The sequence below is a fragment of the Marinobacterium marisflavi genome (assembly GCF_982447095.1).
In genome coordinates this window covers 2,240,400-2,253,745 of the sequence record NZ_OZ457898.1, presented here as the reverse complement: position 1 = coordinate 2,253,745, position 13,346 = coordinate 2,240,400, and the positions used below count along the sequence as shown (strand labels likewise).

Annotated in this window: 12 protein-coding genes and 1 pseudogene; 10 read left to right on the top strand and 3 right to left on the bottom strand. The window is 50.7% G+C overall.

What is annotated here, in order from left to right; genetic code table 11:
* Positions 1-357: 357 nt before the first annotated feature.
* The 4 genes and pseudogenes from AC1WNR_RS11075 to AC1WNR_RS11060 all read left to right on the top strand — a co-directional run.
* Positions 358-466 (top strand): annotated as a pseudogene (locus AC1WNR_RS11075) (prepilin-type N-terminal cleavage/methylation domain-containing protein); the annotation flags it as partial.
* Between the two features lie 878 nt (positions 467-1,344).
* On the top strand, positions 1,345-1,605 hold the full coding sequence (locus tag AC1WNR_RS11070; protein WP_481644548.1) for an AbrB/MazE/SpoVT family DNA-binding domain-containing protein: 261 nt from the start codon (positions 1,345-1,347) through the stop codon (positions 1,603-1,605).
* Positions 1,605-1,964, top strand: coding sequence for a type II toxin-antitoxin system PemK/MazF family toxin (locus tag AC1WNR_RS11065; RefSeq protein WP_481644547.1), 360 nt, complete (start codon positions 1,605-1,607; stop codon positions 1,962-1,964). The genes AC1WNR_RS11070 and AC1WNR_RS11065 overlap by 1 nt, the downstream gene beginning before the upstream one ends.
* 194 nt (positions 1,965-2,158) lie before the next feature.
* Positions 2,159-2,842: a transposase gene (locus AC1WNR_RS11060; RefSeq protein WP_481644546.1), complete on the top strand. Its 684-nt coding sequence runs from the start codon at positions 2,159-2,161 to the stop codon at positions 2,840-2,842.
* A 34-nt stretch (positions 2,843-2,876) separates the two neighbouring features.
* On the opposite strand, the gene AC1WNR_RS11055 is transcribed toward AC1WNR_RS11060, so the two are convergent.
* Positions 2,877-3,137 (bottom strand): Txe/YoeB family addiction module toxin, encoded by a 261-nt coding sequence (locus AC1WNR_RS11055; RefSeq protein ID WP_481644545.1) that lies wholly within the window; start codon positions 3,135-3,137, stop codon positions 2,877-2,879.
* Positions 3,137-3,379 (bottom strand): type II toxin-antitoxin system Phd/YefM family antitoxin, encoded by a 243-nt coding sequence (locus AC1WNR_RS11050; protein WP_481644544.1) that lies wholly within the window; start codon positions 3,377-3,379, stop codon positions 3,137-3,139. The genes AC1WNR_RS11055 and AC1WNR_RS11050 overlap by 1 nt, the downstream gene beginning before the upstream one ends.
* A gap of 164 nt (positions 3,380-3,543) precedes the next feature.
* On the opposite strand from AC1WNR_RS11050, the gene AC1WNR_RS11045 reads away from it, so the two are divergent.
* From AC1WNR_RS11045 to AC1WNR_RS11025, 5 genes are all read left to right on the top strand, one after another.
* Positions 3,544-3,891: a hypothetical protein gene (locus AC1WNR_RS11045; RefSeq protein ID WP_481644543.1), complete on the top strand. Its 348-nt coding sequence runs from the start codon at positions 3,544-3,546 to the stop codon at positions 3,889-3,891.
* Positions 3,892-3,981: 90 nt separating this feature from the next.
* Positions 3,982-6,114, top strand: coding sequence for a type I secretion system permease/ATPase (locus tag AC1WNR_RS11040; protein WP_481644542.1), 2,133 nt, complete (start codon positions 3,982-3,984; stop codon positions 6,112-6,114).
* On the top strand, positions 6,107-7,411 hold the full coding sequence (locus tag AC1WNR_RS11035) for an HlyD family type I secretion periplasmic adaptor subunit (RefSeq protein WP_481644541.1): 1,305 nt from the start codon (positions 6,107-6,109) through the stop codon (positions 7,409-7,411). Before AC1WNR_RS11040 ends, AC1WNR_RS11035 begins: the two co-directional genes overlap by 8 nt.
* A 17-nt stretch (positions 7,412-7,428) precedes the next feature.
* Positions 7,429-7,695, top strand: coding sequence for a hypothetical protein (locus AC1WNR_RS11030; RefSeq protein WP_481644540.1), 267 nt, complete (start codon positions 7,429-7,431; stop codon positions 7,693-7,695).
* 25 nt (positions 7,696-7,720) lie between these two features.
* Complete coding sequence (locus tag AC1WNR_RS11025; protein ID WP_481644539.1) at positions 7,721-11,431, top strand: calcium-binding protein; 3,711 nt, start codon at positions 7,721-7,723, stop codon at positions 11,429-11,431.
* 335 nt (positions 11,432-11,766) lie between these two features.
* On the opposite strand, the gene AC1WNR_RS11020 is transcribed toward AC1WNR_RS11025, so the two are convergent.
* Positions 11,767-12,792, bottom strand: coding sequence for an IS110 family RNA-guided transposase (locus tag AC1WNR_RS11020; protein ID WP_481642609.1), 1,026 nt, complete (start codon positions 12,790-12,792; stop codon positions 11,767-11,769).
* A 150-nt stretch (positions 12,793-12,942) separates the two neighbouring features.
* Here AC1WNR_RS11020 and AC1WNR_RS11015 point away from each other — a divergent pair, with 150 nt between their 5' ends.
* Positions 12,943-13,221 (top strand): TIGR03643 family protein, encoded by a 279-nt coding sequence (locus tag AC1WNR_RS11015; RefSeq protein WP_481644538.1) that lies wholly within the window; start codon positions 12,943-12,945, stop codon positions 13,219-13,221.
* Positions 13,222-13,346: the final 125 nt, after the last annotated feature.

The window sequence follows — 13,346 nt, the reverse complement described above, 5'->3', positions numbered from 1 at the left end:
CCGATCGCTCTAATTTACTCTTCAGTTTAGCTCAAAAATGGCAAAGACTAGCTACATAAGCAATTTGTGTCGCCATTGCCTAATTCTGTTCTAAAGGGGTTTTGAGGCATTCGTCGCGAAACGTCTGCATATTGGCTTTTTATCTAGATGCGTTTGTGACTTACGTACTTTTGGTGTCGAAAAAAGTTTTTGACTGCACTTTGCAAATCTCAGATTGCGTCTATATTTGAAATCAAGTGGGTCGTATTGAGCGCAAGCAAATCGGTCGACTGGGACTTAAACAATTAAGAAGCAGTCGCTGTGGTTCGGCAGGACGTCGTAGCTGCAGTGAGAGAAAATTACTCGCTGGAGAATATCATGAAGAAACAGATGCAGAAGGGCTTTACGCTCATTGAATTGATGATCGTTGTGGCGATTATTGGGATTTTGGCCGCGATTGCTTTGCCGGCTTATCAGAATTATACGATTCGGTCTAAGTTGGCTGAGGCCGGATCAATTTTTGGTCAAAACAAAATTATTATAGAAGAATTCTGGTCACAGAACGGCACCTTGGCGGGAGTTGTTTCGGCTGCAGGCTATACCACCACCTTACAGGGTACTTATCTTTCGGGCGACGTTACAGCAACCAACCTAGATGCATCCGGTGGTGATTTCGAATTCATAAACGCTGAATCGAACGGAACAGACCCAGATGCGACCGACGAGTCATTCTACTTCCAAGCTAACGCAACAAGCGCAGGTAATCTGTCGTGGACTTACGATTGTAGTCAGGGCGATATCGACGCAGCGCGCTGTCCGTTCTAACCGGGAGTAACCTAAAGGGGTCGAATGCGAAAGGGGGCAAATGCGAAAGGGGTCAGACCCCTTTATGGGACAAATGTCACGAGACGTTGTGGGAGGGTCGCTTTATGCGGCCTTCTCTTTTGTGCGCCAGGCATGGCGCGTAGCGCCTTGAACCTTAAGAGGTCAGAACCAAACCTAAAGGGGTCAGACCCCTTTATGGGACAAATGTCACGAGACGTTGTGGGAGGGTCGCTTTAGGCGGCCTTCTCTTTTTTAAACCAAACCTAAAGGGGTCAGACCCCTTTATGGGACAAATGTCACGAGACGTTGTGGGAGGGTCGCTTTAGGCGGCCTTCTCTTTTTTAGACTAGAGAAAATCGGGGGGGGCAGAGAAAATCGTGGTCGGACCCAGTCTTTGGCTTATTTAGCTTGATCTGATATCTCGACCGAATATCAAGCCCTTGCAGAGACGCTAGGTTTTTTTGTATCTACAGTGTTTACACAGATCGAGCAAATGGTAGACTAGGTATCTACATAGTAGATATCGTTTGAGGTCGAGTTATGCAGTCGCAGATCAACAAATGGGGTAACAGTGCCGCGGTACGTATCCCAGCCAGCGTCCTAGCCGAACTGGGACTGTCCGTTCACAGTACAATCGACATACAGGTAGACAATGGAAAGATCATTATTGAGCCTTTGGATTCCACTATTACCAGATTAAAGCTGCCCTACTCAGAGGCCGAACTTCTAGCGGGCCTTGACGAGAATACTGCACATGCTGACGCTGTTGCGGCTCCACTTAGCAGTGAGTGGGGCGAGTGATGGGTAGAAGCTACGTGCCGGAGCGGAACGATATTATTTGGCTGGATTTTGAGCCAACAAAAGGGAAGGAGATCGGCAAGTATCGGCCGGCCTTGGTTTTATCCTCCAAGGTGTACAACCAGCAAACAGGACTATTGATCTGTTGTCCAATTAGCACCAGTGTCCGCGGAGGCCCAATAGAAGTGCCCGTTAATGGGCTCGAGAAGCCCTCGGTAGTGACAGCTAGTCTCGTTCAGACCTTGTCTTGGAGAGAACGCAAAGCGAAAAAAATAGCTATTGCTGATGACGGCGTGCTCGATCAAGTTGTACTGAAATTGCTGCCGTTAATTGGTGCAGCGGAGGTACTTGGCCGGCTGTAAGGAAAATCGGGGTCAGACCCAGTTTTCAGCTAATTTAGCGTGATCTAGCTTAAAGGGGTCAGACCCCTTTATGGGACAAATGTCACGAGACGTTATAGGAGGGTCGCTATATGCGGCCTTCTCTTTTTTGGTCTAGTGTTAAAACATCATCAAACGGAGTTGATGGAGTACCTATGCCAAGGAAACCTAGGATTTTGATCGACGGTATGGCAGTACATGTCGTTCAGCGCGGTGTCGATCGTGCGGCTACCTTCTTCACTGCTGAAGACTATCTGCTGTATCTGGAGCTACTGCGCGAGGTCTCTGGGTTATTTGACCTTAGCGTTCATGCCTACTGTCTCATGACAAATCATATTCACCTTCTTCTTACTCCTGCACAAGCAGATGACTTGTCACCTGCCATGAAGCGACTGACACAGATTTATGTGCAACGGATTAATCGGTTGTATGGTCGCTGCGGACCACTCTGGTCAGGACGCTACAAAACAGCGTTGGTGGGCACCGATAAGTATTTGCTCAGTTGTTATCGCTATATAGAGTTGAACCCAGTTCGCGCCAAAATGGTCTCAGATCCATCGCATTACCCGTGGTCCAGCTATAAGTTTAATGCTGGTTTTTGTCCCTCAGAACTGGTTACACCCCATGAGGCCTTTTTAAGGCTCGGCTCCAACTCTACCGGCCGAGCGCAAACTTATCAGGCACTTTTTCAAGAAACATTGACGCGAGAGGTGGTCAAGCATATTCGCGATACCACGAGCCAGGGCCTACCCATGGGAGATTCTGGTTTTATCTCTCAGATCGAGCAGATGGTGGGCCGTCGATTGGCGCTCAGGTCGGTAGGCAGGCAGCCTCGAATAGACATCTTGCGGCAAAAGTGACTTAAACGGGTCTGACCCCTTTGGCACTTTGCCATTACTGGTAATGCGTCCACAGCCTCAGAACTTTCACGCACCTCTCGGTTTCCAAAACCTGGTAGACCAATCGGTGTTGGATATTTATTCTTCGGGAAATTGCTCCTGCAAGATCACCAATCAATCGCTCGAAGGGTGGAGGATTCTGGTAAGGATCGTTGGCTATAAGATCGAGCAACTGTTGTGCTTTAGGCCGAAGACCACTTGAGCTGAGCTTCTTCGCATCTTTCTGGGCTTGCTTGGTGTAAAGCAGTCTGTACATCACCAGTCGAGCGTCTCATCACAGTTCGACGTATCGTCTGACATACCCTCGCGGATAGACTCGCGCATGCCTGGTATAGACAGGAGGTAAAGGGTCTCTTGGACTGCGTTCCAATCCTCTTCCGAGATCAACACAGCACTGTTGCGCTTTCCCTGAATTTTGACTGGGCGGTGGTGCTCGGCGGTTTCGTCGATCAATCGGTAGAGGTTTCCGCGAGCTTCAGTAGCACTAATTCCGTCCATATATTTCTCCCAGTTATACGTCTTCAGGGTAGATCAAAATACAACGTACGTCAAAACGTACGTTTTGTCTCACGCATTCCGAAAAGCTGCAACGTTGGTCGGGATGCGAACGGAACCCGTTTTCTCTACAATTCGGCAAACACTTAAACTCACCGGTACTCCCCATGAATAAACGCCTAATGATTCTAATCCTCATTATCCTCTCCATCGGGGTGACCTATTACATTGAGGTGAACAAGAAAGAGGTATCGCTGGAGACGCGGGCGAAGGTTGAAGCCGAACTAGCTCAGGATCCGACTTTTCCTGCACGCCCTGTATGGTGGGAGAAGGGCCACCTACTGGGCGTTGGTGTGATCTTTGAGGGACAAAACCATGATGGTGATGCTCGCCGCGTCTGCCAGATTCTGGATAAGCACGGTGTGCGCCCTGCGACTGTGCAAGTCTTTGATGTGCTTAAAATTCAGAACGATGATGACTGGGAGCAGGTCGGTGCTGCAGTCTGCTCAAAGTAATACTTAAGAACGAAATCTCGCTCGATTTTTAGCGCCACTCCAATCCCTGTGCTAGACCTTTAAAGGAACTCACAAGGATGGTGTGGTGCGATGACCAAGGATACAGGTCTACTCTCTCTTGCTGCGATTGCGCGGCTGCACTCGGGTGCGGTCGACACTGAGCAGCTGTTCAACCGTTTTGCGCTGGCAGACCGCTCGCTCAATAGCGATGAGCTGATTCGCGCGGCAAAAACACTCGGCATGTCTGCAAAACCAGCGCAAATCGATATCGAAAAAATCGAACAATCACTGCTGCCGATAATTGGACAGTCGTCAACAGGTCAGTTTTTCACGATTCTGCGCAGACGTTCTGATCAGGAGTTTTTGGGCTACTTCCCGGAAACCGCAGATACTAAGACTGTGACTGTCGATGAACTCAAGAGTTTAAACGTCGATAGCTGGATAGTTCTGCGAAAGAATGCCGCTCAGGCTACAAGCGATAGCTTCGGTTTCAGTTGGTTTATTCCCGCTTTGAAACGCTACAAGCACCTCTTTGCCGAGGTGGTGGTTCTATCGTTTTTCCTACAGCTCTTTGCGTTGATGACACCGCTTTTTTTCCAACTCGTGATGGATAAGGTGTTGGTCCATCGCGGTTTTACGACGCTGGAGGTGTTGGCTGTTGGTTTTCTGGCGCTGGCGCTATTTGATGCTGTGATGGGCGGGCTCCGTAACTATCTGTTCGCACACACTGCCAACCGCGTGGATGTGGAGCTTGGAGCTAAACTTTATCAGCATCTTTTACGACTACCACAAGCCTATTTTGAGGCGCGTCAGGTTGGCCAGAGCGTTGCACGTGTTCGAGAACTGGAAACTATTCGCAATTTCATTACGGGTACGGCTCTAACCCTGATTGTTGATCTTAGCTTCACCTTTGTATTCTTCGGCGTGATGTATCTCTACAGTCCGCTACTCACTGCGGTCGTGGCTGCGGCGATCCCGTTTTATATCTTGCTATCGATACTGATTACGCCGGTTCTGCGTCGCCGTTTAGATCAAAGTTTCCAGCGCGGGGCGGCGAACCAGGCGCTGCTAGTTGAGTCAGTCAGCGGTATTGAAACAGTGAAAGCCTTATCGCTAGAGAATCAGTTTCAGCGTCGCTGGGAGGAGCAGCTAGCGGGCTATGTAAAAGCGAGCTTTAAAGCAGCGAATTTGAATAATATCGCCAATCAGAGTGCGCAACTGATAAACAAACTTACCACGTTAGGAATTGTCTTTTTCGGAGCTCATTTAGTCATTGATGGCATGTTGACGGTGGGCGAGTTGGTAGCCTTTAACATGCTGGCCGGACGGGTCTCGGCCCCCATATTGAAACTGGTGCAATTATGGCAGGAGTTCCAGCAGGCCGGTATCAGTATGCGTCGTTTAGCTGAGCTTCTGAATACTCCGGCAGAGCAGGCTGTGACTGGAGCGCCTGCGTTGCGCCCGGGCGGCTTTGTCAGCTTTGAAGGGGTTTCATTTCGTTATGGGTCTGAAACTAGCAAAGTCTTAGAGTCACTTAGTTTTAACGCTGCCGCCGGTCAGAAAATAGGGATTATTGGCCGCTCGGGCTCGGGTAAGAGTACGCTGACTAAACTGCTGCAGCGCATCTATCGTCCCGAGTCGGGTCGAGTCCTCGTGGATGGCCAAGATATCGCGCAAGCGGACCTAAATTGGCTTCGACGAAATGTTGGCGTTGTCCTTCAAGAGAGTCGACTCTTTGATGGCAGCATCCGAGACAATATCGCGATCACTCGGCCAACAGCGACTCAAACGGAAGTGCTGAGAGCGGCAGAGCTGTCGGGCGCTACCGAGTTTATCGGACGTCTACCTCAGGGTTTCGATTATTCAGTAGGTGAGGGTGGATGCAACCTATCGGGTGGTCAGCGTCAACGCATTGCCATCGCTCGAGCGCTTATCGCGAATCCGGCAGTCCTGATCATGGATGAGGCCACCAGCGCGCTCGATTACGAATCTGAAGCGCTGATCCAGCGAAACCTGCATCAAATTGGTGCCAATCGAACGTTGTTAATCGTCGCTCATCGGCTAGCGTCAGTGCGTGATTGCGATCAAATTCTGGTGCTGGATAAAGGGCAAATTATTGATCGAGGGACGCATAAGGAACTGCTTGGCAGAGACGGGCTTTACGCAGACCTCTGGCACCTGCAAACCGAGGGCTACAGTCACAAGGAGGTGCGCTGTGCGTAAAAACAAAAATGAACATATTTCTGACTTTTTGCCTGCCGCTTTGGAGGTGAGGGAGAGCGCCGCCCATCCAGCCTCGCACTATACCGCAGGCACAATCATTACGTTGTTGGTGCTGCTCTGCGCTTGGGCTTATTTGGCTGAGATCGATATCGTTGCCCGGGCCGAGGGGAAGATTATTCCGTTGGGCCAGGTGCGACCGGTGCAGTCTGCAGAAGCAGGTGTGGTTAGTGAAATTTTGGTTATTGAAGGTGAAACCGTAAAAGAGGGGGAGCCACTTCTGCGTCTATCACCCAAGCTAATCAATTCCGAGTTAGAACGCACCCGAATTGAGATTGAGCGACTCCAACAACTCGAATCTCGCGAACAGAAACTACTCGACTATATCAACCTAAATGAACAAGGCGATCTGATTCCGGCAGGGGGTGATCGTCAGCTTGAGCGCAGTTTTGGTGCCTATCAGCAGCGTGTACTCCAGATGCAACGCTCGATTGCTGAACGTGTTGCTGCGCAAGAGAGTGCCGCTCAAACCCTCGCTCGATTGACTGCACTCGAACCGATCGTTCAAGAAAAAGTGGATGCCCTCGAAATGCTACAAGCTCAAAAACACGCATCACGTATAGCCTTGCTTGAACAGCGAGAACGATTGATCGATCTGCAGCATCAACGTCGTGCTTCTGCGCTACAGCAGCGCCAGTTGAAGGCAGAGATTCAAGCGCGTGAGAGTGAGCTCGCGGCCTATATCAATGAAGCCAAAGCAGAAAAGTATGCAGCGATTGAACAATACCGAAGTGCCATCGCAAGTCAGGAACAAATTCGGACCCAACTACTGCAGAGACGGTCTAAGCTTGAAATAAGGGCGCCTACTGGCGGTCGGGTAAAGGATCTCAAGGTGTTCTCTGTCGATGCGGTGATAAGTGCGAGTGAAGAGTTGATGACCATTGTTCCTCAGGACGAACAGCTTGAGATTGAGGCCTGGTTGGCCAATAGAGATATTGGCTACGTCGAGCGAGGTGATCAAACAGAAATAAAGCTAGAAACCTTCCCGTTTACAAAATACGGCGTGCTACATGGCGAGGTATTAGACCTTTCTCCCGACGCAACTCAAACAGACACGGGGCTGATTTACAAAGCACGCATAGCGCTGAACAGTCGCGAAATAGAGATTGATAATCGGATTGTCGCGCTGATGCCGGGGATGGGCGTGACAGCTGAAATACGAACTGGGAAGCGTCGCGTGATTGATTATGTTTTCGATCCGCTGATGCGGTATCGGAATGAGAGTTTGAGGGAGCGGTGAGCAAAGGGACTTCGAGTATGAAAACGACTACATTCTTTTGGAACACTGGTACGGCAATAGGTTTGATATCTTTAGCGTACGTGGCTGATGAGGTTATTCATGTTCCCGATGGCACAGGAAAACATTATCTGTTTGTGACACTGCCGCTCTTGTTCAGTTTCATGCCAGCTGTCTTGTCTTTGGGCAGTATGTACATGTCTCTCTTCTTTTACGTTCTGGTCAAGGATGATCAGAGCCGGAGAACAATAAAGGAGAAGATCGGTTTCTTTATTATCGAAAAATAAAACCCAAAACCAAGGATGGTAAAACATGGATACATATTCAATTACGTTTACTTTTTTCAACAAAAGCGTATCGATTGGATTGCGCGCGAATGATGATGGCACGTTCAGTGGTGAGGTTGCTGTTGGAACAGGGCTTTCGGTAGGCTATGAAGCTCAGATATCTGGAGTATGGGAGATAAAAGACTGGGGGGTAGAATTTGACTCGGTCGTTAGCACTGAATTTTTTGGCACTCCAAGCGGTTCTCCGATTGTGCTTTCTTTTGCCCCGCCTGACTCTGAGCAAGCAGTTGTAAGCCTGGGCATTGGTATAAAAGACTGGTTCGATGTCAGTGCGACTATTAGTTATGTCCCTATTGATGGTGACGATCCTTTTGAATGGGAATTCGCTGCTCACGACGTCTACGACCAGCAACCCACCTTCGCTAACGCTGAAACGATCACGTCGCCAATCATCATCGACCTAGACGGCGATGGTGTTGAAACAACTACCCTTAGGAACGGCGTTTACTTTGACCATGACGGTAACGGCTTGGCTGAGAAAACTGCTTGGGCCGCATCTGATGACGGTTTGCTGGCAATAGATCGCAACGGCGATGGTGTTATCGACTCCGGCGCGGAACTCTTTGGTAACAACACTGAACTCAGTGACGGAACCGATGCTGCCAATGGCTTTGAGGCTCTAGCGGAGTTCGATTCGAACGCTGATGGGGTTATCGATGCTGATGACGAACGCTACGCGGACTTGCGCGTATGGCGCGACGTTAACCAAGATGGTGTGTCGCAGGCAGACGAACTATTCACGCTAGATGAGGCTGGTGTTTCTGCGATTGGAACGGGGTATGAGTCCACCAACGCCCTCGATGTTAACGGTAATCGCACGCTTCAAGCTGGCACTGCCACCCTCGCTGATGGCACCGAAGTTGCCGCAAACGATGTCTGGTTTCAATCCAATACGGGTCTAACACAAACGGTTCAACGGCTGGATCTATCGCCTGAGATAGCGGCGCTACCGACTGCTCAAGGCTTCGGTAATCTGCACAATCTTGATCAGGCGATGGCGCGCGACTCGGTGCTGGCGGGTCTCGTTTCAGAATATGTCGCGACAGTGAGCGTGGACGAACGTCGAGGGATGATCGACGCACTTATTTATCAGTGGGCTGGGGTTGCTGATGTCGACCCGAATAGCCGTGACGCAACGCGGATCTACGGCCATGTCATGGATGCGAGGCAGCTAGAAACACTGGAGGAGCTTGTAGGCCAAGAGTATCTCGGCACCTGGTGCTGGGGCGAGCGCGATCCCAATCCTCACGGGCGAGCGGCGCCAGTTTTGATTGCACAGTATCAGCAGTTCGCTGACTTTGTCTTTGCACAGCTAGAAGCGCAGACCAGCCAAGCCGATCTATTTGATCAGATAGGGGTGCGCTGGGACGCAGAGTCACTCTCGTTTGCTCCTGATATGGCCCCATTCATTGCTGCGCTCGAAACACTAGTGAATCAGGGTGATATCGCTCGAGTAATCACAGCGCACGAGCTGCTCGAGGATTTGGGGGCTTTCTCCTCAACCTACACCGCCGCTGCTCGTGAAGTCGCCGCAGCGCCTGCTCTGATGCTATTACTCGCATCTAACCTGGTAGAGGGCACAGCGGGCGATGACCTAGTGAAGGGTAGTGATGAAGCAGACCTTATCAATGCCCAAGCCGGTGATGATCAGATCGCCGGTGGGGCGGGCGACGATACCTATATCTTTGAACTAGGTGATGGGGCGGACGCGATCTACGACCGTGCTGGGGCCGATACACTGAAATTTGGGGAGGGAATCAGTGCTGAAAACCTGCAGATCACACGCACAGCATCTGAGCTAATCATCACGCGTTTGGATGAGTTTGGTAATCCGACAACGGATCAAATTGTGCTACAGAACTTGTTCGACTTCGATGGTTCAGTAGCGGAGGGTGCAATAGAAACCCTCGCCTTTGCAGATGGCACCGAACTCTCTCTAGTGCAGGTGATTGAACGTATTGAGCAGATTGCGACTGACGGCGTTGATCAACTCTATGGCACCGAACAAGGCGATCAATTTAGCGGACAAAAGGGTGATGACCAGCTTTACGGCGGCGCCGGTGATGACACCTATCTCTTCGAGCGCGGTGACGGTCAGGACGAAATATTCGAGCACTCCGGTAGCGATACACTCAGTTTTGGGGCGGGGGTAGGGCCCGAATCTCTGCAGCTCATTCGAACCGGTGAACAGGGCGAAGATATTTTGGTACAACTGTTGGATGAGTTTGGCGAACCCACCAACGATGGCGTTCTTATCCGTAAGGCGTACCAAAATCTGACCGCGTCCGATAACCAAATTGAGTGGCTCACCTTTGAGGATGACCTCCCCGACACACCACCCTTGGCGTTGATGGACCTGATCAAAGCCTTCGGCATCAGCAATGGCGATGATCTGGTTTACGGCTTTGAGTCTGACGACACGATAGATGCGGGCTCTGGCAACGATACTGTTCATGCTGCCGGCGGTAATGACCGCATACAGGGTGGAGGAGGTGATGACCAACTCTTTGGTGAAGCCGGAGATGATCTCCTTGATGGTGGAGAAGGCAATGACCTTATCAATGGCGGCAGTGGAGATGATTGTTATCGGTTCAGTGTGGGTATGGGGCACGATCGTGTGCAGAACACCGACAATATAGGTTTCGACAGGATTGAGTTTGATACGAATATCAGTCAGAAAAAGTTGCAAATCAACCGGCTCGGCGATGACCTCTTTATCAGCCACAACCGCAATGCTGAGAGCATGCTGCTTGACGGCTATTTTGATGGCGATCGAATTAGCGAGACCGCGGTGGATCAGTTTCGCTTCGCCGATGGCTCAACGCTCGGATTAAACGAAATTGCTGATCTGACGATGCAGACCACCCAAGGGGATGACTTTATTCAAGGGTTAAACTCCACCGATAGAATTTCGGCCCAAGCTGGCAATGATCTAGTGTTTGGCGGCAGTGGAGATGATCACCTTTACGGCGAACAAGGTGCCGATCAGCTTTTTGGTGATGCGGGCAATGATCGGTTGGACGGCGGTGCCGGGCAAGATCAGTTGACCGGTGGGTTGGGTGAAGACCAACTGTTTGGCGGAGCCGAGGATGACCTTTTAAAGGGTAACGCTGGCGCGGACACACTCTATGGCGAGCGCGGCAATGATCAGCTTTTTGGCGGTAGCCAGAGTGACTTTTTGGATGGTGGTCGGGGTAATGACCTCATTGAGGGTGAGTCTGGGAACGATCAGCTTTTCGGGGATGAGGGCATGGATACTTTGATCGGCGGCGTCGGCAACGATCAGCTCGAGGGTGGGCGGGGCAACGATACCTACCTCTACCGTGCTGGTGATGGCGATGATCAGATCCTGCGCTCGGGAGATCCCGAGGGGTTCGATATACTTGCGATAGAGAACTTCGACCAAGGCGACCTCTGGCTGACACAGCGCGACGATGACCTGATCGTCAGTTTCAGGTCAGAGGCTGGTTCTATCAAAGTTGATGACTGGTTTGCCGACAGTGCAACTTTGGATGCGATTGAAATGGAAGAGGTGCAAGCCTACGCCACGGATATTGAGCGCATGGTTGAGGCGATGGTCGCGTTTGATGCGGCTGAGACTGAGTCGGAATTGGCTGATGCGCAGCTGCATCTGAGCAATACGCTCAGTGAGAGTTGGCACTTGAAGGCGAGTTAAGGCCAGTGAGTTGTCGGCCTGAGATTATCGGGTCGGCAACTACCCTTCGGGTAGATACCTTATATGGACCCACCCGTTTGTTGCAAGACCGTTTTGGCTCGATAGAAGTAGATTGCACGCTTATATCCGGCCTCTCAGTTTGGGCGTATCCACCCGGGCCATTATGAGATGTGCTCTTGCTGTTCTTATCTCTTACCCGGCTTCTTGGTGAGCCACAGGGATCTTCAGATTTTCAGCAAGTCGATCTTATCTGTCGTGTCTTAACGTTCTGCGCAACTCTTTGGTTGGGTTTAACTCTATTTATCCTGCCTTGGGCAGGCTCCGTACTGCGTTGATTACAACGCTTTGTAATCTCTTTCGTTTACTAAGCAGCTCCAGGCGATACGGGCCAGCTTGTTTGCGATCGCTACCACGATCTTATTTACGTGTTTGCCTGAAGCCCTCAAGCTCTGTGCCCATAAGCCAAGTCGGCTGCTTTCGGGGCATTTCTCTAGTGAGCGGTATGCAGCCCTCGCGCCGTGTACCAGTTGCTTGCGCAACTGTCGATTTCCTCGTTTACTGATCCCCAGTAACACGTCCTTACCACCGCTTGAGTGCTGGGCGGGCACCAAGCCTAACGAGGCGGCTAGGTCGCGACTGCCCCGGTATGATTGACCATTCCCCGCATACGCAACCAGCAGGGTCGATATGACTGGGCCTACACCAGGTATCGTCATCAACCGTTTACAGCGCGCATCAGACCTAGCGATCTTTTCGATCCGTGAGGTGTAGTAATCAACTCGATCATCGCAGCGTAGCCACTCCTCTCTGAGATCGGCAATGATCTCTCTTAAACCGTAACTTAACCCGTTCGAAGCGTCCTCAAGTATCAAAGCGACCTCATAGCGAGTTGCAGCATGTCCACGCTTAACTACGACGCCCTGTTCAGCAAGTAGTCCCCGTATCCGATTACCGATGCGCGTACGGTTGTTAACCGAGTCTTCGCGGACTCGGTGCAGAGCCTGTAGGTCGAGCTGTTCCGTCGTTTTAACAGCTACTACCGGCGCCTGCTCTCGGGACGCTGCCTCCGCAATCGCTGCGGCATCCCGTTTATCATTTTTATTAACCCGCACGTACGCCTTTACGTAGCCAGGCGGGATGATCTTCACATGATGACCATACTGCTTGAATAACTTGGCCCAATAGTGAGAACCGCTGCACGCCTCAATACCAATAATGCACTTGGGTTGTTTAGCTATAAACTTGGCGACCTCAGCGCGCTTGAGCTGACGCGAAAACGTCTGCTTACCACTGCTCGTCATACCGTGAGCTTGAAAAACACTCTTCGCCAGATCGATACCAATAATGCTAGTCTTATTCATGTGGACCCCCTTCTTGGATGCCGTACTTGATTGATTCTCAAAAACCAATCTTGGCACAGAGTGGGTGGGTCCATCTCATTTCTTACAAGGGGACATCCGATTTCTTGAACTGTGCGTAAGTTCCACCGAATTACTATTTAGCTAAGCACCATGCAAGAACAACTGATCGACGAAACCACTTCCCGCATTATCGAAATGGCCTGGGAAGACCGCACTACATTTGAGTCCATCAAAGAGCAGTTTGGTCTCTCTGAACCCGAAGTCATTAAACTCATGCGTCGTGAGATGAAACCGAGCTCATTTCGAATGTGGCGCGCGCGTGTCAGTGGCCGCAACACCAAGCACGCGAAGGTGCGTCCTGAAGGCATAGATCGCGGTTACTGCTCACGCCAGTACAAGATCAACTCCAAACCGCGTAACAAGCGTTAATTAAGCGCTAAATCTTTTCTAAATGCAGGCTCTGGCCTTAACCTAGAAACGCTGATCGGCTATAGTCTCTGGCACTACATTTGCTGTGTGTTTTGCACATCAGGCGATCTATCTCTAAGGACAGC